Annotated in this window: 16 protein-coding genes; 11 read left to right on the top strand and 5 right to left on the bottom strand. The window is 56.7% G+C overall.

Features of this window, described 5'->3' with window-relative positions; all coding sequences use genetic code 11:
* The first annotated feature begins 30 nt into the window (after positions 1–30).
* Genes mnmE through J2T09_RS19840 form a run of 5 tightly spaced genes read left to right on the top strand, consistent with a single transcriptional unit; the run spans position 31 to position 5,594 of the window.
* Positions 31–1,341 carry a tRNA uridine-5-carboxymethylaminomethyl(34) synthesis GTPase MnmE gene (mnmE, locus tag J2T09_RS19860; RefSeq protein WP_306837719.1) on the top strand — a complete coding sequence of 437 codons (1,311 nt, stop codon included), beginning with the start codon at positions 31–33 and terminating at the stop codon, positions 1,339–1,341.
* A gap of 48 nt (positions 1,342–1,389) precedes the next feature.
* Positions 1,390–3,261 carry a tRNA uridine-5-carboxymethylaminomethyl(34) synthesis enzyme MnmG gene (mnmG, locus tag J2T09_RS19855; RefSeq protein ID WP_306837770.1) on the top strand — a complete coding sequence of 624 codons (1,872 nt, stop codon included), beginning with the start codon at positions 1,390–1,392 and terminating at the stop codon, positions 3,259–3,261.
* On the top strand, positions 3,261–3,881 hold the full coding sequence (rsmG, locus tag J2T09_RS19850; RefSeq protein WP_306837718.1) for a 16S rRNA (guanine(527)-N(7))-methyltransferase RsmG: 621 nt from the start codon (positions 3,261–3,263) through the stop codon (positions 3,879–3,881). The genes mnmG and rsmG overlap by 1 nt, the downstream gene beginning before the upstream one ends.
* A gap of 16 nt (positions 3,882–3,897) precedes the next feature.
* A complete protein-coding gene (locus J2T09_RS19845) occupies positions 3,898–4,689 on the top strand; it encodes a ParA family protein (protein WP_306837717.1) in 792 nt (263 codons plus the stop codon).
* Between the two features lie 23 nt (positions 4,690–4,712).
* Entirely contained in the window at positions 4,713–5,594 is an 882-nt protein-coding gene (locus J2T09_RS19840; protein ID WP_306837716.1) for a ParB/RepB/Spo0J family partition protein, read from the top strand.
* Between the two features lie 18 nt (positions 5,595–5,612).
* Here the strand turns inward: J2T09_RS19840 and holA are convergent, their stop codons facing one another.
* The 3 genes from holA to leuS are packed head-to-tail and all read right to left on the bottom strand — an operon-like array spanning position 5,613 to position 9,833.
* The gene (gene holA, locus J2T09_RS19835) at positions 5,613–6,665 is read right to left on the bottom strand and encodes a DNA polymerase III subunit delta (protein WP_306837715.1); all 1,053 of its coding nucleotides are present in this window, start codon (positions 6,663–6,665) and stop codon (positions 5,613–5,615) included.
* A gap of 11 nt (positions 6,666–6,676) precedes the next feature.
* On the bottom strand, positions 6,677–7,207 hold the full coding sequence (lptE, locus tag J2T09_RS19830; RefSeq protein WP_306837714.1) for an LPS assembly lipoprotein LptE: 531 nt from the start codon (positions 7,205–7,207) through the stop codon (positions 6,677–6,679).
* Complete coding sequence (gene leuS, locus J2T09_RS19825) at positions 7,200–9,833, bottom strand: leucine--tRNA ligase (RefSeq protein WP_306837713.1); 2,634 nt, start codon at positions 9,831–9,833, stop codon at positions 7,200–7,202. The genes lptE and leuS overlap by 8 nt, the downstream gene beginning before the upstream one ends.
* Positions 9,834–9,996: 163 nt before the next feature.
* Here leuS and J2T09_RS19820 point away from each other — a divergent pair, with 163 nt between their 5' ends.
* The 5 genes from J2T09_RS19820 to minE all read left to right on the top strand — a co-directional run bounded on the left by J2T09_RS19820 (position 9,997) and on the right by minE (position 14,643).
* On the top strand, positions 9,997–10,656 hold the full coding sequence (locus tag J2T09_RS19820) for a YggS family pyridoxal phosphate-dependent enzyme (RefSeq protein ID WP_306837712.1): 660 nt from the start codon (positions 9,997–9,999) through the stop codon (positions 10,654–10,656).
* A gap of 90 nt (positions 10,657–10,746) precedes the next feature.
* Positions 10,747–12,666, top strand: a complete 1,920-nt coding sequence (locus J2T09_RS19815; RefSeq protein WP_306837711.1) for an AMP-binding protein — start codon at positions 10,747–10,749, stop codon at positions 12,664–12,666.
* A 135-nt stretch (positions 12,667–12,801) separates the two neighbouring features.
* Positions 12,802–13,539, top strand: coding sequence for a septum site-determining protein MinC (gene minC, locus J2T09_RS19810; RefSeq protein ID WP_306837710.1), 738 nt, complete (start codon positions 12,802–12,804; stop codon positions 13,537–13,539).
* 31 nt (positions 13,540–13,570) lie between these two features.
* A complete protein-coding gene (gene minD, locus J2T09_RS19805) occupies positions 13,571–14,386 on the top strand; it encodes a septum site-determining protein MinD (protein WP_306837709.1) in 816 nt (271 codons plus the stop codon).
* The gene (minE, locus tag J2T09_RS19800; protein ID WP_306837708.1) at positions 14,383–14,643 is read left to right on the top strand and encodes a cell division topological specificity factor MinE; all 261 of its coding nucleotides are present in this window, start codon (positions 14,383–14,385) and stop codon (positions 14,641–14,643) included. The genes minD and minE overlap by 4 nt, the downstream gene beginning before the upstream one ends.
* 107 nt (positions 14,644–14,750) lie before the next feature.
* Here minE and J2T09_RS19795 read toward each other — a convergent pair whose 3' ends face one another.
* Complete coding sequence (locus J2T09_RS19795; RefSeq protein WP_306837707.1) at positions 14,751–15,458, bottom strand: DUF1013 domain-containing protein; 708 nt, start codon at positions 15,456–15,458, stop codon at positions 14,751–14,753.
* A gap of 251 nt (positions 15,459–15,709) precedes the next feature.
* Here J2T09_RS19795 and acs point away from each other — a divergent pair, with 251 nt between their 5' ends.
* The gene (acs, locus tag J2T09_RS19790) at positions 15,710–17,665 is read left to right on the top strand and encodes an acetate--CoA ligase (protein WP_306837706.1); all 1,956 of its coding nucleotides are present in this window, start codon (positions 15,710–15,712) and stop codon (positions 17,663–17,665) included.
* Between the two features lie 6 nt (positions 17,666–17,671).
* Here the strand turns inward: acs and J2T09_RS19785 are convergent, their stop codons facing one another.
* Positions 17,672–18,115: a thermonuclease family protein gene (locus J2T09_RS19785; RefSeq protein ID WP_306837705.1), complete on the bottom strand. Its 444-nt coding sequence runs from the start codon at positions 18,113–18,115 to the stop codon at positions 17,672–17,674.
* Positions 18,116–18,119: the final 4 nt, after the last annotated feature.

Raw genomic sequence — 18,119 nt, 5'->3', positions numbered from 1 at the left:
GATTCTGCCACACGTGTGAGATCTCAGACGATGCGGGCTGACGATACTATTTTTGCGCTATCAAGCGGATCGCTGCCGGCAGGTTTGGCAGTGATCCGTTTGAGCGGTTCAAAAGCTCTGGAAACAACGGAAAAACTGGTCGGCGCGGTCGGACAACACCGACAGGCTCTCTACAGAGCGGTTAAGGCCCCAGACGGGACGATTATCGATCGCGGTCTGGTTATAACCTTTCCGGGCCCGCGTTCATTTACCGGCGAAGACTGTGTCGAACTCCATCTTCACGGAAGCCGTGCAGTCGTATCCGCCACCTATAATCTCCTGGAAATGATGGGACTACGGCTGGCCGAGGCCGGAGAATTCTCAAGACGTGCTCTGGAGAATGGAAAGCTCGATCTGGTCGAAGCCGAAGGTCTGTCCGATCTGCTGCGAGCAGAGACGGAGATGCAACGCCGTCTGGCGATAGAGCAAAGCGAAGGCGGCCTGTCTGCGGTATATCGGCAATGGGCAAAGGATCTTACTCATGCACGGGCGATGATCGAGGCCGAGCTCGATTTTGCAGACGAGGAGGATATTCCCGGGTCCGTATCCGACAGCATATGGCCAAAAATCAGGGATATTAAGACGCAGATCGACGCCCAGCTTGTAGCGACAAGATCGTCCGAGATTGTTCGCGACGGCTATCATGTCGCCATAATGGGTGCACCGAATGTCGGGAAATCCAGTCTCCTGAATGCATTGGCTGGCCGGGACGTCGCCATTGTTACCGAAATCGCCGGAACGACCCGCGATGTTCTGACGGTTGATCTGGATATTGACGGATACCTGGTTCGTTTTTTTGATACTGCTGGTATTCGCGAGACGAATGATATCGTTGAAAAGGAAGGTATCAGGCGCGCGCGCGCAGTTGCTGATCGCGCTGATCTTGTTCTTTTCCTGAGTGATGTCGAACAGTCTGAGAGTTCTGAAGAGAACCTGCCCGATGTGCCGGTATGGTTTGTTCGCTCCAAGGCGGATATCGATTTTCGTCAAGGTGATGATAGCGCAACATTGTTGATATCGGCCAAAACGGGTCAAGGGCTCGATGATCTGAAATCCGCCATAGGAAGTCTGGTCGCAAGCCGTTGGCAGTCCATCGCCGAGCTCAGGCCAGGGCGTATTCGCCATGCGCAACTGCTCGAAAGAGCTTCCAATTTCCTTGTAGAAGCTTTAGAGGTTTCGCAACTTGATATACGAGCCGAGTGTTTACGTTCGGCTGCCGAGGAGCTTGGCCGAATAACGGGCCATGTGGATGTCGAACAATTACTCGACATCATATTCTCGGAATTTTGCATCGGCAAATGACTCACGTGAAACAATTCGATTCGGATTCGAAACGATATGGTGCTTGGTATGAATGGCTATGATGTCATCGTAATTGGCGGCGGCCATGCTGGTTGTGAGGCCGCGAGCGCGGCTGCGCGCGCAGGTGCCAGAACGGCCTTGATTACTCACAGGATCGATACGATCGGCGCGATGTCGTGCAATCCGGCGATCGGCGGCCTCGGCAAGGGGCATCTCGTGCGCGAGGTAGATGCACTGGATGGATTGATGGGCCGCATTGCGGATGCAGCCGGTATCCAGTTTCGCCTCCTGAACAGAAAGAAGGGACCCGCAGTTCGGGGACCTCGTACTCAGGCCGATCGAAAACTGTATCGCCAAGCCATGCAGCAAGCGATCTTGCATCATGATGATCTGACGGTGCTAGAGGCTGATGTCTTCGACCTTTTGGTAACGGAAGGCAAAGTTTCGGGCGTTATTTTGGCCGATGGCCGAACCTGCCAGACGCAGTCTGTTGTTTTGACGACAGGCACGTTCCTGCGCGGGTTGATCCATATTGGCTCCATGAAGACACCTGCCGGCCGGATGGGCGAAGCGCCGTCTGTTGGCCTGTCGGATACATTGGCGCGGCTGGGTCTGCGGCTTGGTCGCCTGAAGACCGGTACGCCGGCGCGTCTTGATGGAAAGACCATTGATTGGGAAAGTCTGGACAAGCAGGAAGCGGACGACGTTCCCTCCCCTTTCTCGTTCATGACGGACAAGATCACCAATCCGCAGATTGCATGCGGCGTGACGCGCACGACTGAAAAGACCCATCAGATGATACGGGATAATATCGGCCAATCTGCTATGTATTCCGGAGAGATCAGTGGGGTCGGCCCGCGTTACTGCCCGTCGATCGAGGACAAGATCGTTCGGTTTGGAGAGAGAGACGGCCACCAGATTTTCCTTGAGCCTGAAGGCCTTGATGACGATACGGTCTACCCGAACGGCATTTCGACGTCGCTTCCGGCTGATATTCAGGATCAATTCATCAGAACAATCCCCGGCCTCGAAAAGGTTCGGATCGTTCAACCTGGTTATGCGATAGAATATGATCACATTGATCCGCGCGAGTTGACGCAGAGCCTTGAAGTCAAAAAAATGCCTGGTCTTTTCCTAGCCGGGCAGATCAATGGTACCACCGGATATGAGGAAGCAGCGGCTCAAGGGCTTATCGCTGGATTGAATGCTGCCTATCTTGCCGGCGGCAAGTCACCTTTCGTGTTGAGCCGTACCGAAGCCTATATCGGTGTCATGATCGACGACCTGACGTCGAAAGGCATTACCGAGCCCTACCGCATGTTTACATCGCGTGCCGAATATCGGCTGTCATTGCGTGCCGATAATGCGGATTTGCGCCTCACTCCGCTGGCTATTCGTGCTGGCATTACGTCTTTCGCGAGGCAGGAACGCTTTTCGACCTATCAAAGCCAGCTGGATACCGCACGACAGAGTCTGCAAGCCCTTTCTCTGACGCCGCAAGAGGCTGCAAAATCAGGTATCAAACTGAATATGGATGGCCAGCGGCGAAGCGCTTACGAGCTTCTGTCCTATCCCGATATATCCATGTCGGACATTCAGCGCGTCTGGAGCGATCTTGCGGCTATCCCTGAAACCGTGTCGGAAGCGCTTGAGATTGAAGCAGGTTATGCCGTCTATCTAAATCGGCAGGAGTCAGGCATTCTGGCGACACGCCGAGAGGAACAGCGACTTATCCCCGGTGATTTCGACTTTAACATGCTGAGCGGCCTGTCTAACGAGCTAAAGTTGAAATTGGCAAAACATCGACCGGAAAACATGGCGCAGGCAAGTGCGATTGAAGGAATGACGCCAGCTGCAATGGCGCTTCTCCTTGCCATGTTGAAAAAGAATGACATCCAACGCGTGCAGCGAGTCCTGTAATGCTTATAAACGGAATAGCTGTTTCACGTGAAACACTGCAACGCCTTGAGCACTTTGTGGAGCTTTTCAGAAAGTGGGCAAAGTCCATCAACCTGGTTGCCCCTTCGACATTGCCGGACATCTGGAGCCGACATGTATCCGACAGCGCGCAGATTTTTCAGCTATCACCAGGGCCTTTCACTTGGGCTGACCTCGGATCTGGAGGCGGCTTTCCGGGCGTCATCACTGCAATTTTCCTGACAGAAATCGGTGATGGATGGCTACATCTGGTCGAGAGCAACCAAAAGAAGTCCGCTTTCCTCCGCCAGGCTTTGTTGGAAACCGGCGCCCGAGGAAGTGTCCATGTTTGTCGGATAGAGGACGCGCCCAAAATCATCAAAAATGTCGATCTCATATCGGCCCGCGCGTTGGCGGATCTTGATCTGCTGATGAGTTATGCCGAGCCCTGGATGATTTCAAACGAAAACTGCAAGGCCTTTTTCCATAAAGGCCGGGATTATCGTCAGGAAACGGTAAAAGCGAATGGTCGCTGGGATTATGATCTGTTAGAACATCCAAGTGCCGTAGAGCCAGATTCCGTCATTTTGGAAATCGCGAGGCTCCGGCGTAAGGTCAACTGATCAGTCGGACGGCATCATGAGTGAGCTTAATCGGATTATTACGATCGCCAACCAAAAAGGCGGCGTCGGAAAAACGACAACGGCAATCAACCTCGCAACCGCATTGGCGGCAATCGGCGAACAGGTGCTGATCGTTGACCTTGATCCGCAAGGAAATGCCAGTACCGGTCTCGGTATCGACAAGCGTGATCGCCAGCTTTCATCATTCGATATCATGATGGGAACGCACAGTATCAACGAAGCTGTTGTGGCAACCGCAGTGCCCAATCTGTCCATCATTCCATCAACGATGGATCTGCTGGGTCTGGAGATGGAAATTGGCCAGTCTACCGACCGTGCTTTCCGCTTGCGCCAAGCATTGCAGTCCGAGCAGGCCGACGCCTATTCCTACATACTGCTCGATTGCCCCCCCTCCTTCAACCTGTTGACAATCAATGCCATGGCGGCTGCGCATTCGGTTCTTGTGCCGCTGCAATGCGAATTTTTTGCGCTTGAAGGGCTCAGCCAGCTGCTGGAGACGGTCAATCAGGTCAAACAGTCGGTCAATCCTGCCCTTGATATTCAGGGTATCGTTTTGACGATGTTCGATATTCGTAACAATTTGGCTCAGCAGGTTGTGAATGATGTTCGCACCTATCTTGGCGAAAAAGTCTATCACACGCTGATCCCACGCAATGTGCGTGTGTCCGAGGCGCCTTCTTACGGCAAGCCTGCAATTCTTTACGACTTGAAATGTGCTGGAAGCCAAGCGTATCTTCAGTTGGCCTCGGAAGTTATCCAGCGTGAGCGTCGCCGCAAGGCGGCTTAACCTGTCGTGGTAGGAATTTTGGTATGAGTGACGATATCTCGAAACGTCGCCTCGGGCGAGGTTTGGCTGCGCTAATCGGCGAAATGGATCAAACAACGCCGGTTGGCGAAGCTCCCAAGAGCGTGAGCGCCGATCGCCTCGTTCCTATCGAGCATATCGACCGCAATCCGCGTAATCCACGCCGTTACTTCGACGAAAGCGACCTTCAGGATCTTTCAAGTTCCATTCGCCAGCACGGCATCGTCCAGCCTGTTGTGGTACGGACAATTGGCGATCGTTTTGAAATCATCGCTGGTGAGAGACGCTGGCGCGCGGCACAGCTGTCCGGCCTTGTCGAAATTCCCGTTATCGTTCGCGATGTCGATGATCGAACGGCGCTGGAAATTGCTATTGTTGAAAACGTTCAGCGCGCCGATCTCAATCCCCTCGAAGAAGCGCTAGGCTATGAACTCCTGGTCGCTGAACATGGTTATACGCAGAATGATCTCGGTGACATCATCGGAAAAAGCCGTAGCCATGTCGCTAACAGTTTGAGATTGTTGAAACTTCCCAATTCTGTTCGGGAAATGTTGGCAGCCGGCGATCTTTCTGCCGGCCATGCAAGGGCTCTGGTCTCGACATCCGATCCGGCCGGTTTGGCGAGAACGATTGTTGCAAAGGGCATGTCGGTGCGCGATGCGGAGCGTCTTGCGCAGAACGATATCAAGGCGCAGACGCAGCCGGCGTCCATGCCGAAAATGGACCAGAAGGATTCCGATACGCTGGCTCTGGAGCGTACCTTGTCTGACGCGCTTGGCTTGGATGTCACGATCAATCATCGTGGTAGCGGCGGACAGGTCCGCATTTCCTACAAGACGTTGGATCAGCTGGAAGAAATCTGCCGTCTTCTCGAAAAACGCTCTTAAGTTATTAATTTATAATAACTATCTTCGTCCGACGGCAGCTTGTCGGGCGGATTGCAGCGTGATCGACATCAGCAGATGAAAAGCGATGCTATCCTCGAGGCTCTGCCGTTGGCGGGTCTGGAGGATCGTCGTCTGTATTCTGGCGGATTCGCGGGCGATCATTTGCGATGACCAGCGGCGAAGCGCGCGTTCCATGATCGGTTTGCGCCGAAAGTGGATATGCCGACCAAGCGTCTGCATGATTTGAGCCGGTTGTGCGTTCTTGTCATCCATTTCCGACCGCATGAGGTCCAGCGTCTGAAACTGGCGTAGGCAGGATTGCAGGATCAGAAAAACAGGTGTTTTGGAAGCGACCACCTTGGCGAAAGCCAGGTTCAATCGCTCGACGTCACCGTCCAGCACAGCGTCAACGGCGTCATCGGTCGAGACCGCACTTGCATCACCGATGATATCGACCACATGCTGCTCGTCGATCGTCCCCTGCCCTCTTCGATAAAGAGCGAGTTTTCTGATCTCTCCGCGAGAGGCTATCCGGTCGCCACCAAGCGCTTCCAGCAGCCGTTCACGCGCTGCGGAGGTAATGGTGAGGTTTTCGGCTTGGAGCTCATCGTCGATGAGAGCGTTCATGGCGCGTGCGTCATCAGCATAACACGGGATGGCAGCGACAGAATTGGCCGTTTCGGCAACCTTGCGGACGCCGGCGCCTTTTTTAACGTCGCCCGCCTCGATCAGCAGGATGTTTTCACTCGGCGTGGCATTGGCGAGCGCCTGCAGCGCTTCGACCAATGGCTTTTCTGTGCCGCTTGCTCTGACCCAGATCAGTTTCCTGCCACCGAAAAGGCCAAAGGCACCAACCTCATCGGCGACACGTCCGGGGTCTCCCGCAAGGTCTGATGAATCCAGCTTGACCATCGCAAAAGGATCATCGGCCGAAACGCCGCTCTTGGCTGCAATAATTGCCGCACGTTCGGACACAAGTCCGCGATCCGGGCCATATACCAGGAAGATGCGATAACTGCTGATGGTGGTTTTCGAAAACCGATCGAATTCGTGCGATTTAATCTCGACCATGATCGGCCGCCTTATTGGCGGCCGAGCGTCGTGGCGATATCGCCCCTGATGAATTCGGCCAACTGCTTGGCGGCACGATTTTCCGCGTCACGATAGGCGCGCATCTCGGCAAACTCCTGCGCTGAAACATCGAGCAACGCTGTCGACTTGCGGGTTGAGGTGCGCAGGACCTTGCCATCGCTCACGCGTGTCAGGCTGTAGGTTGCGGTCAGCGTGACACGGCCCGGAATGAGGCTGTTGGTCACCTGTTCGTCGAGGACGTTCTGGCGGAACGACGTAACGTTCATAGCCAATTTGTAGGCCGGGTTCTTGCTCTCCCCGGCGCCGCCGGAGGTCAGGAAGATCAGTTCGTTGCGAACGGCCTGCTCGATACGATCATCAGCCTGCGAAAATTCGATGGCGGCGAGCTGTTGACCGGTACTGGTCCCTTCCGGTGACACGGCATAAAGCGGTTTCACCTGACAGCCGGCCAATGCCACCAGAACGGCGGCGATGGATGCCGTGCGGCCGATGCGAAGCAAATCTTTGGTGACGTTAGACAACAATGTTCACGATCCTCTGTGGGACAACAATGATCTTTTTCGGGGACCGCCCTTCAAGCGTGGCTTGTACTGCATCGAGTTGAAGCACAGCCTTCTCCACGGCACTTTGATCCGCGTCGCGCGCGATTGTCAATTCAGCGCGCTTCTTGCCGTTGATCTGTACTGGCAGGACGATCTCGTTATCGGCAACAAGCGTCGCATCGAATGAAGGCCAGGTCGTTTCGGCCACCATGCCCGTACCGCCGAGTGCCTTCCAGCATTCTTCAGAAAGGTGCGGCGTCATCGGTGCAACGATCTGCACAAGGATCTCGGCAGCGTTGCGGACGGCGGCAATATAGGCCGCATCCTTGCCGCCGGCGGCGACAGCTGTGAGCGGGCCCGCCAGCGCGTTGACGAGTTCGTAGATGCGCGCCACGGCCTTGTTGAAAGCCAGCTTGTCGAAATCAGCCTGAACAGCCTGCAGAGTTTTATGCGCGGCCTGCGAGATCGCCAGAGCTTCACCTTCCTTAGCCGGATTCGCCTCGACAGTGACAAGCGTATCTGCGGCCTCCGAAATCAAACGCCAGACGCGCTGCACGAAACGATGCGCACCTTCAACGCCCGCTTCGGACCAAATGACGTCGCGTTCCGGTGGAGAATCCGAGAGTACAAAGAAACGCGCCGTATCGGCACCATAAGAAGCGATGATATCGTCCGGGTCCACGACGTTCTTCTTGGACTTCGACATCTTTTCGATCGAGCCGATCGCAATCTCCTCTTTGGTGGAGAGCAGATAGGCACGGCGCACACCGTCGGTCTCTTCGATACGAAGGTCAGCCGGGGCAATCCATTCGCCATTGGAGCCGGATCCACGGCGGTAGGTTTCGTGGACGACCATGCCTTGCGTGAAAAGGCCCTTGAACGGCTCGCTGACGCCCACATGGCCGGTCGCCTGCATGGCCCGGGTAAAGAAGCGCGAATAGAGCAGATGCAGGATCGCGTGCTCGATGCCGCCGATATACTGGTCGACCGCCAGCCAGTGATTGGCAACGGCCGGATCGGTCGGGTCGTTTTCCCAGGGCGCCGTGAAGCGGGTATAATACCAGCTGGAATCGACGAACGTGTCCATCGTATCGGTTTCGCGACGGGCATCGTGGCCGCATTGCGGGCAGGCCACGTGACGCCATGTGGCGTGACGGTCGAGCGGATTGCCCGGCTGGTCGAAAGTCACGTCATCGGGCAATTGTACCGGAAGGTTCTTCTTCGGAACCGGCACGACACCGCAAACTTCGCAATGGATGACGGGGATGGGGCAACCCCAGTAACGCTGGCGGGAAATGCCCCAGTCACGCAGGCGGAAATTGACCTTGCGGTTGGCCTGTGGGGCGTCGCCCAGAACCTGCTCGGAAAGCTTCGTCGCCACCGTCTCGAATGCGGCTTCCGTGCTCATGCCGTCGAGGAAGCGCGAATTGATCATCACACCGTCGCCATCATAGGCTTCTTCACCGACAGTGAAGGTCGCGGCATCACCATCGGCGGGCATGACAACCGGCACGACCGGAAGGCCATATTTGCGTGCGAAATCCAGATCGCGCTGATCACCGGACGGGCAGCCGAAAATGGCGCCGGTGCCGTAATCCATCAGCACGAAATTGGCGATATAGACCGGCACTTCCCAGTTCGGATCGAGCGGGTGTTTTACCTTGAGACCGGTGTCAAAACCCTTCTTTTCCGCTGTTTCCAGAGCAGCCAGGGATGTGCCGGCCTGACGGCACTCCTCGCAGAAACTCTGCGCTTCGGCATTTTTCTCAGCGATAGAACGGGCGACCGGATGGTCGGCGGCGATCGCCAGGAAGGAAGCGCCGAACAGCGTGTCGGGGCGAGTGGTGTAGACTTCGATGTCCGCGGCACCGCTTTCAGTCTGGCTGTCGGCCGTCAGCTCCCAGCGCAGCGCCAAGCCCTCGGAACGGCCGATCCAGTTCTTCTGCATCAGCCGGACCTTTTCCGGCCACTGATCCAGCGTGTCGAGCGCGTCCAGCAGGTCCTGGCTGAATTCAGTGATCTTGAAGAACCACTGAACCAGTTCGCGCTGTTCGACCAGCGCACCGGAGCGCCAGCCGCGACCATCGATCACCTGCTCATTGGCCAGAACGGTGTTATCGACCGGGTCCCAGTTGACCTTGGACTGCTTGCGGTAAACCAGACCTTTTTCCATCATGTCGAGGAAAAGCATCTGCTGGCGATGATAATAATCGACATCGCAGGTTGCGAACTCGCGCGTCCAGTCCAGTGAAAGCCCCATGGCCTTCAGCTGTTTCTTCATGGAAGCGATATTCTGGTAGGTCCACTCCTTGGGGTGAACCTTGTTGTCTCGGGCGGCATTTTCCGCCGGCATGCCGAAGGCGTCCCAGCCCATCGGGTGCAAGACGTTATAGCCGCGCGCGCGCTTGTAACGTGCAACGACATCGCCCATCGCATAGTTGCGTACGTGGCCCATGTGAATGCGGCCCGACGGATAGGGGAACATCTCGAGGACGTAATATTTCTCGCGAGGATCGCTATTGTCCGTCTGGAAGGTTTTTGCTTCATTCCAGCGCGCCTGCCAGCGAGGCTCGGCGTCGCGCGGATTGTAACGTTCACTGGCCATTTTATTGATTTCCGGAATATGATGCGTTTGGGCTGACCTTCACCACGAAACCATCCGAGCGTCAAGTTTTGCCGGGCCTTTGATCAGGCCGGAAGGCTGGAAAGGCTTGGCATTCGGCCCTCTGCCGGTTAATCGCTGATCTGCATACATGCTGGAGATACCAATGACTGTCGAACAGAGACTTGCCGAGGTTCAAGGCCGTATCAAGGCCGCGGAAAAAACTGGCCACCGAACTGCCGGTGCGGTCGAACTGGTTGCAGTCTCAAAAACATTCGATGTCGAGGACATTCGCCCGGTGATCGCTGCCGGGCAGCGCATTTTCGGCGAAAATCGCGTGCAGGAAAGCCAGTCAAAGTGGCCTATCCTGAAACAGGAAACCTCCGACATCGAATTGCATCTCATTGGTCCGCTGCAATCCAACAAGGCGGCCGAAGCGGTTGCATTGTTCGATGTGATCGAGACGGTGGATCGGGAAAAGATCGCTGCGGCTCTTGCTCAGGAAATGACCAGGCAGGATCGCAAGCCGCGCCTCTATGTTCAGGTCAATATCGGTCTTGAACCGCAAAAGGCGGGCATCGCGCCCAAGGACACTGCCGCCTTCCTTCGTTATTGCCGCGAGGATTTGTCGCTCGATATTGAAGGATTGATGTGCATACCGCCGGCGGACGATCATCCCGGTCCGTATTTCGCATTGCTGCGCAAACTTGCTGAGGAAAACGGCATTGCAAAACTCTCGATGGGCATGTCGGGCGATTTTGAAACCGCCGTCCAGTTCGGCGCCACCAGTGTGCGCGTCGGTTCGGCCATTTTCGGGTCGCGCTGAAGGGCCTTCGCCCTTCGTCGGATTTTCGATTTGATGACTTCTGCCTAAACTGTTCACGCGAGCTGTGGTTCGCGTGGGAGGAGAAGTCATATGTCCAGTCGCTATGCCGAGGTTTACGAGCATTGGAAGCGGGATCCAGTAGGATATTGGGGTGAAGCCGCCAGGGATGTGAGCTGGTTCGAGCCACCGCACCATGTCTTCGATCCGGAGCAGGGTGTTTATGGCCGGTGGTTCGTCGGGGGCAGCACCAACACCTGCTACAACTGTGTCGATCGGCATGTGGCCGCTGGCCGCGGAAAAGATCCGGCCATCATTTTCGACAGTGCCATGTCCGGCGCCAGCCGAATCTTCACATTCTATGATGTTCTCCAGGAGGTCACGGCGGTCGCCGCGGTTCTGCAAAATCTTGGCGTCACAAAGGGCGATCGTGTCGTCATCTACATGCCGATGGTGCCGGAGGCGGTCTTCTCCATGCTGGCCTGTGCACGTATCGGCGCGGTCCATTCCGTCGTGTTCGGTGGCTTTGCGGCACAGGAACTTGCCTCACGTCTGGATAGTGCGCGCGCCAAGGTGGTTATCGCGGCCAGCTGCGGGCTCGAACCCGGGCGTGCGGTTGCCTACAAGCCGCTTGTCGATGCCGCGATCGATCTCGCCGAAACCAAACCGTCCCATCGTCTTATCCTGCAGCGTGAACAGTTGCGCGTCGATCTGCGGGCGGAGCACGGCGAACTGGATTTTGCCGAGCTGGTTGCGGCGGAAAGGGAAAAGAAGTCCGAGGTCGCCTGTGTGCCCGTGTTGGCCACCGACCCGCTTTACATCCTCTACACATCCGGCACGACCGGAAAGCCGAAAGGCGTGGTGCGCGACAATGGCGGTCACATGGTCGCGCTTCAATGGTCCATTCGAAACATCTACGGGCTGAAACCGGGTGATGTTTCCTGGACCGCCTCCGACATCGGCTGGGTCGTCGGCCATTCCTATATTGTTTATGGCCCGCTGCTGGCCGGTGTCACGACTGTTCTGTTCGAGGGCAAGCCGGTGGGTACCCCGAATGCCGGCACGTTCTGGCGTGTGGTCGAGCAATATCGGGTCAATGTGCTTTTCACCGCACCGACTGCCTTTCGGGCGATCCGGCGCGATGATCCCGAAGGGAAATTTGTATCCGGGCGCGATCTCTCCAGCCTGCGAATGCTTTTCCTAGCAGGCGAACGTGCTGACCCGGAAACTTTGCATTGGGCGGAAGCCTTGCTTCGCATTCCGGTGGTCGATCACTGGTGGCAGACGGAAACCGGCTGGGCCATCGTTGCCAACCCGATGGGTCTGGAAGTGTTTCCCGTGAAACACGGATCGCCGACCGTGCCCATGCCGGGCTTTGCAGTTGATGTTCTCGATGATGGCGGCAAGCCTCTGGAAAGAGGCGTTCTGGGCAATCTGGCGATCCGCCTGCCATTGCCGCCGGGTTGCCTGGTTACTTTCTGGGAGGCTGACGACCGCTTTCGTGAAACCTGCCTTGAGGCGTTTCCAGGATACTACAAGACGGCCGACGCCGGACTGATCGACGATGACGGATATGTTTTCGTCATGGCGCGCACCGACGACATCATCAACTGCGCTGGCCATCGCCTGTCGACGGGCGCGCTGGAGGAAGTCTGCGCGTCTCACCCCGATATTGCCGAATGTGCCGTGGTCGGTGTGGCGGACGCAATCAAGGGACAGGTGCCTTACGGCTTCCTGGTCCTGAAGAATGGTGTAACCCGTAGCGAATCAGCCATCATCCAGGAGGTTGTTGATCTGGTTCGGGAACGTATCGGCCCGGTGGCCGCGTTTCGCACCGCTTTCATTCTGCCGAAATTGCCCAAAACCCGCTCAGGAAAGATCCTGCGGGGCACGATGCGCAAGATTGCGGATGGTGAAGTTTGGACCATGCCGGCAACGATCGATGATCCTGCCACGCTTGATATGGTGTCGCGTGCCCTGCAAAAGCCCGTTTACATTTCAGCCGACCGATAAAAGCATTTTTTCGTAACGGCTTAGCCTGATTGAAGCGGCGTCTTCGAGACTGCCATCTACTGATCGAAACAGCGCTTGTTAACGATTTGTTAACCATGTGCACGTTAATGAATTCTCAACGATTTCTTTACGTAGATGACCAAAGTGTTAACTGACGCACGCTCAATCCGCATCAAGGGCCGCTCCTTCCTGGCGCTCGTTCTTTCACCCGACCTGCCACTTGATGACTGGCTCGTCCGGCTGGACGATCTTGCTTCCCGCTCTGCAGGCTTCTTTCTCGATCGCCCTGTTGTGCTGGATGTCACCGGCCTTGCCATCGACAAGGTCCAACTGAAAGAGCTTTTCGAGCAACTGGCCGAGCGTAACGTTCGTATCATGGGCATCGAAGGCGCGCGTCCATCCATGCTTGGGCCGGGCATGCCGCCAGCCATGAAGGGCGGAAAACCTGCCGCCGATATCGAGGTGAAGGAACGCGAAGCTGCTTGCGAGGAGCCGGAGAGCGTTGACACCGCGCCGGTCGAGCTTCCGCAGGTTCGCGCCATCACGCAGTCTCTGGTCATCAACGAGCCGGTGCGCTCGGGCCAGTCGATCATTTTTCCGGAAGGCGATGTGACGATCGTCGGTTCCGTGGCGTCCGGCGCCGAGGTCATTGCCGGCGGCTCCATCCATGTTTACGGCGCGCTTCGTGGCCGCGCCATGGCAGGCACGACCGGAAATTCTGCATCCAGAATCTTCTGCCGCAAGCTTGAGGCAGAGTTGGTGGCTATAGATGGCATTTACAAAATGATCGAAGACATGTCGCCGGCACTGGTGGGGCAGCCCGTCCAGCTCTGGCTGGATGGTGATTCGATCATGGCCTCGACAATAATCTAAGCCGGAAGACGGCAGGAAACAGGAGATTAAGATGGGCAAAGTCATCGTGGTGACATCCGGCAAGGGCGGGGTCGGCAAGACAACGTCGACCGCCGCCCTCGGCGCAGCGCTGGCGCAGAATGGCGAACGGGTTGTTGTGGTGGACTTCGATGTCGGCCTTCGCAATCTCGACCTCGTCATGGGTGCCGAGCGCCGGGTCGTTTACGATCTCGTCAACGTCATTCAGGGCGAAGCCAAGCTCACTCAGGCACTGATTCGCGACAAGCGCCTCGAAAGCCTGTTCCTCCTTCCGGCCTCGCAGACCCGCGACAAGGACAACCTGACGACCGAAGGCGTCGATCGCGTCATCACCGAGCTCAAGCGCGTGTTTGACTGGGTCATCTGCGATAGCCCCGCCGGTATCGAGCGCGGCGCGACGTTGGCCATGCGCCATGCGGACATGGCCGTCGTCGTCACCAATCCGGAAGTATCGTCGGTTCGCGATTCGGACCGCATCATCGGTCTGCTCGATTCCAAGACGCTGAAGGCTGAACGCGGCGAGCGCATGGAGAAGCATCTGATGCTGACCCGTTACGATTCGGCCCGTGCCGATCGTGGCGACATGCTGAAAGTCGATGACGTTCTGGAAATCCTGTCGATCCCGCTGGTCGGCATCATTCCGGAAAGCAGCGATGTGCTACGCGCCTCCAACATGGGTGCGCCGGTAACGCTTGCTGATGCCCGTTGCGCGCCGGCCATGGCCTATTTTGAAGCTGCACGCCGCCTTCGTGGCGAACAGCTGCCGATCACGATCCCTGGCGATAAGCGAGGTATTTTCGGCAAGATTTTTGGAAGGAAGGCCGCATGAGTATTTTTGGTCTTTTCCGCAAGAACAAATCGGCGCCGATGGCGCGCGAACGCCTGCAGGTTCTGTTGGCTCATGAACGCGCATCTACCGGTTCCGATCTCGTATCGATCCTGCGTGAAGAAATTCTCGCCGTTATCGCCAAGCATGTCGAACTCGACGCCGATCGCGTTCACGTGAAGATGGATCGCGACGAGAACATGTCGATCCTCGAAATCGACGTCGAAATTCCGCTGAAGGCGACCCTTCAGGCCGCGTGATGAAAGGGAGCCGGGTCGGCCGGCTTCTTCAATCCGGAAAAACAAAACCCCGCCGAGCATATCGGCGGGGTTTTGTTTTTAGACTTTCATTCGAAGAGACGGACAACTTAAAAATTGTCTTCGTCTTCCTCTTCAGTGCGGGTCGACTTCAGCGAGCTAAGTTTCGCGAAAACGGCGTCCGCATCGATTTCCTTCTCTTCTTCGCGCTCGCTACGATAACCGAAATCGAGGTTCTCGGTCTCGTTAGCCGGGCGCAGCGAAGCGCCAAGCTCGGCGGCGGTCGGCAACGGACGGTTCTTGGCGGCGCGTTCGACTTCGAGATCGAGGTCGATCTGGCTGCAGAGGCCAAGCGTGACCGGATCCATCGGGGTCAGGTTGGTGGCGTTCCAGTGCGTGCGGTCGCGGATCTGTTCGATCGTCGACTTGGTGGTGCCGACGAGACGCGAGATCTGCGTGTCCTTCAGTTCCGGATGGTTGCGCACCAGCCACAAAATGGCGTTCGGGCGATCCTGACGCTTGGAAACCGGCGTATAACGCGGGCCACGGCGCTTGGATTCCGGCACGCGAACCTTGGGTTCCGAAAGCTTCAGCCTGTAATTGATGTCGCCTTCGCCGTGGGCGATTTCATCGCGCGAAAGCTGGCCGGTGGCGATCGGGTCGAGGCCCTTGATACCCTGAGCGGCTTCACCATCGGCAATCGCCTTTACCTCGAGCGGGTGAAGCTTGCAGAAGGTGGCAATCTGATCAAAGGAAAGCGCGGTGTTGTCGACCAGCCATACTGCGGTCGCCTTCGGCATGAGCAATTGTTGAGCCATGGATATAGTTCCTCTGTCCGTCCGCGCCGGTGTCGCGGGCCGTGGGTATCAACCACCATTTCCGGGAATTAGAGGCCGTATAATCGATTTGGGACAGAATTGCAATTCTTTGAAGCGCGATCCCGAAGATCACATTCTCTCTTTTCATCTCCATTTGTCTAATTGCCGCCCCTGCCCCAATTTGTATGAATGCCAGAATGTCGCACATTGGTGGATGCAATGTGCCAGCATGCAAATGAGGGAGGAGTTTCATGTCCGAAAAAATTTATCCGGTTCTCAAGTCGACAAGAGCGAAAGCCCTGATCGACAAGGAGAAATACGAAAAATGGTATGAAGAGAGCATTGAGGATCCGGATAAGTTTTGGGGCAAGCATGGCCGGCGGATCGACTGGTTCAAACCCTATACCAAGGTCAAGAACACATCCTTTAAGGGCAAGGTTTCGATCAAATGGTTCGAGGATGGCCTGACCAATGTTTCCTACAATTGCATCGACAGGCACCTGAAGACGCATGGGGAACGCACCGCCATCATCTGGGAAGGCGACAACCCCTATATCGACAAGAAGATCACCTATAACCAGCTTTACGATCAGGTCTGCCGCATGGCGAATGTGCTGAAAAAGCACGGCGTCAAGAAGGGCGACCGGGTTACCATCTACATGCCCATGATCCCCGAAGCGGCCTATGCGATGCTGGCCTGCGCGCGCATAGGTGCCGTGCATTCCGTCGTCTTCGGTGGTTTTTCGCCGGAAGCGCTTGCCGGTCGTATCATCGATTGTGAATCCACCTTCGTGATTACCTGCGATGAGGGTGTACGCGGCGGCAGGCCGGTGCCGCTCAAGGAAAATACGGACAAGGCCATTCATATCGCTGCCCGGCAATATGTGACCGTCAACAAGGTCCTGGTCGTGCGCCGCACCGGCGGCAAGACCAACTGGGCGCCGGGGCGCGACCTCTGGTACCATCAGGAAATCGCCACCGTTAAGGGCCATTGCGAGCCGGTCAAAATGAAGGCGGAAGATCCGCTGTTCATTCTTTACACATCAGGCTCGACCGGAAAGCCAAAGGGCGTGCTGCACACGACGGGCGGTTATCTCGTCTATGCGGCGATGACGCATGAATACACATTCGATTATCAGGACGGCGATATCTACTGGTGCACCGCCGATGTCGGCTGGGTGACCGGGCATTCCTACCTTGTCTACGGGCCACTGGCGAATTGCGCGACGACGCTGATGTTCGAAGGTGTGCCGAATTTCCCGGACAATGGTCGGTTCTGGGAAGTGGTCGACAAGCACAAGGTCAACATCTTCTACACGGCACCCACGGCCATCCGTTCGCTGATGAGTGTCGGCGACGATTTTGTGACCCGCTCCTCGCGTTCCAGCCTGCGGCTGCTCGGCACGGTCGGCGAGCCGATCAATCCGGAGGCGTGGGAATGGTATTACAACGTCGTCGGCGGCAAGCGTTGCCCGATCGTCGATACATGGTGGCAGACCGAGACCGGCGGCCATATGATAACCCCCCTGCCCGGCGTCACGGACCTCAAGCCCGGATCAGCAACGAAACCGTTCTTCGGTGTGCAGCCGCAACTTGTCGATAACGAAGGCAATGTGCTGGAAGGCGCTGCCGACGGTAATCTCTGCATCATTAACAGTTGGCCGGGCCAGATGCGCAGTGTCTACGGTGATCATGAACGCTTCGTGCAGACCTATTTTTCCACCTACAAGGGGAAATATTTCACCGGCGACGGATGCCGTCGGGACGAGGACGGCTATTACTGGATCACCGGTCGCGTCGATGATGTCCTGAACGTCTCCGGCCACCGTCTTGGTACAGCCGAGGTGGAGTCCGCTCTGGTTTCGCATAATCTCGTGTCGGAGGCGGCAGTCGTCGGTTATCCGCACGGCCTCAAGGGCCAGGGCATCTATTGTTACGTGACGCTGATGGCCGGCAACGAGGGTACCGACACGCTGCGGCAGGAACTGGTCAAACATGTCCGCAACGAGATTGGCCCCATCGCCACACCGGATAAGATCCAGTTTGCGCCAGGTCTGCCGAAAACCCGTTCGGGCAAGATCATGCGGCGCATTCTCCGCAAGATCGCGGAGGATGATTTCGGGGCCCTCGGTGATACCTCGACGCTGGCAGATCCTGCCGTTGTCGATGATCTGATCGAAAACCGTCAGAACAAGGTTGGTGCCTGAGGGCCTCTAACCGTCGCAGTTTTCTTTCGGCTTCCGACCGCCGCTGTAAACGCGCACCAGGCCGGCGACCAAAAGGTCGTCGGCTACATTCTTTCCGTCCGGCAGAATGACATCGGCAACGATGCGCCCAAAATATTTGTCGCCGGAAATATGGACGAGCTGGATTTTCCGGGATGCAGCCGTCAACTCTTCCAGAGCGTTGCGAGCATCAACTCCTGCCAGACGAACGCCTGGGCATCCGGATTTCATTTCCGGTGCATCGATGCCGCGGATACGCACATACACTTCCATCCGCTGCTGTGGCCATGGCCTTGCCTCGACGAGCAGAGTATCTCCATCCACGATACGCAAAATCGTCGCCTCGACAGGCCCCGCGATTTCTTCGCGCGCGAAAGCCGCGGTTGCGATCGCTGCGGCCAAAAGGAGCGGCGTGGATAGTGTCTTCAACATAAAA

The sequence above is a fragment of the Neorhizobium huautlense genome (genome assembly GCF_030811685.1).
In the GTDB taxonomy this organism is placed as follows: domain Bacteria; phylum Pseudomonadota; class Alphaproteobacteria; order Rhizobiales; family Rhizobiaceae; genus Neorhizobium; species Neorhizobium huautlense_A.
The sequence above is the reverse complement of the archived record's forward strand: the minus strand, read 5'-3'. Positions and strand labels throughout refer to the sequence as shown.

Excerpts from the sequence above, each read along its gene's own strand:
- minC (WP_306837710.1), top strand. The coding sequence starts at position 12,802 with ATGACCAAAGTGTTAACTGACGCACGCTCAATCCGCATCAAGGGCCGC.
- holA (WP_306837715.1), bottom strand. The coding sequence starts at position 6,665 with ATGGTCGAGATTAAATCGCACGAATTCGATCGGTTTTCGAAAACCACC.
- J2T09_RS19795 (WP_306837707.1), bottom strand. The coding sequence starts at position 15,458 with ATGGCTCAACAATTGCTCATGCCGAAGGCGACCGCAGTATGGCTGGTC.
- minD (WP_306837709.1), top strand. The coding sequence starts at position 13,571 with ATGGGCAAAGTCATCGTGGTGACATCCGGCAAGGGCGGGGTCGGCAAG.
- J2T09_RS19840 (WP_306837716.1), top strand. The coding sequence starts at position 4,713 with ATGAGTGACGATATCTCGAAACGTCGCCTCGGGCGAGGTTTGGCTGCG.
- J2T09_RS19845 (WP_306837717.1), top strand. The coding sequence starts at position 3,898 with ATGAGTGAGCTTAATCGGATTATTACGATCGCCAACCAAAAAGGCGGC.
- mnmE (WP_306837719.1), top strand. The coding sequence starts at position 31 with ATGCGGGCTGACGATACTATTTTTGCGCTATCAAGCGGATCGCTGCCG.
- rsmG (WP_306837718.1), top strand. The coding sequence starts at position 3,261 with ATGCTTATAAACGGAATAGCTGTTTCACGTGAAACACTGCAACGCCTT.
- leuS (WP_306837713.1), bottom strand. The coding sequence starts at position 9,833 with ATGGCCAGTGAACGTTACAATCCGCGCGACGCCGAGCCTCGCTGGCAG.
- mnmG (WP_306837770.1), top strand. The coding sequence starts at position 1,390 with ATGAATGGCTATGATGTCATCGTAATTGGCGGCGGCCATGCTGGTTGT.
- J2T09_RS19815 (WP_306837711.1), top strand. The coding sequence starts at position 10,747 with ATGTCCAGTCGCTATGCCGAGGTTTACGAGCATTGGAAGCGGGATCCA.
- acs (WP_306837706.1), top strand. The coding sequence starts at position 15,710 with ATGTCCGAAAAAATTTATCCGGTTCTCAAGTCGACAAGAGCGAAAGCC.
- J2T09_RS19785 (WP_306837705.1), bottom strand. The coding sequence starts at position 18,115 with ATGTTGAAGACACTATCCACGCCGCTCCTTTTGGCCGCAGCGATCGCA.
- minE (WP_306837708.1), top strand. The coding sequence starts at position 14,383 with ATGAGTATTTTTGGTCTTTTCCGCAAGAACAAATCGGCGCCGATGGCG.
- J2T09_RS19820 (WP_306837712.1), top strand. The coding sequence starts at position 9,997 with ATGACTGTCGAACAGAGACTTGCCGAGGTTCAAGGCCGTATCAAGGCC.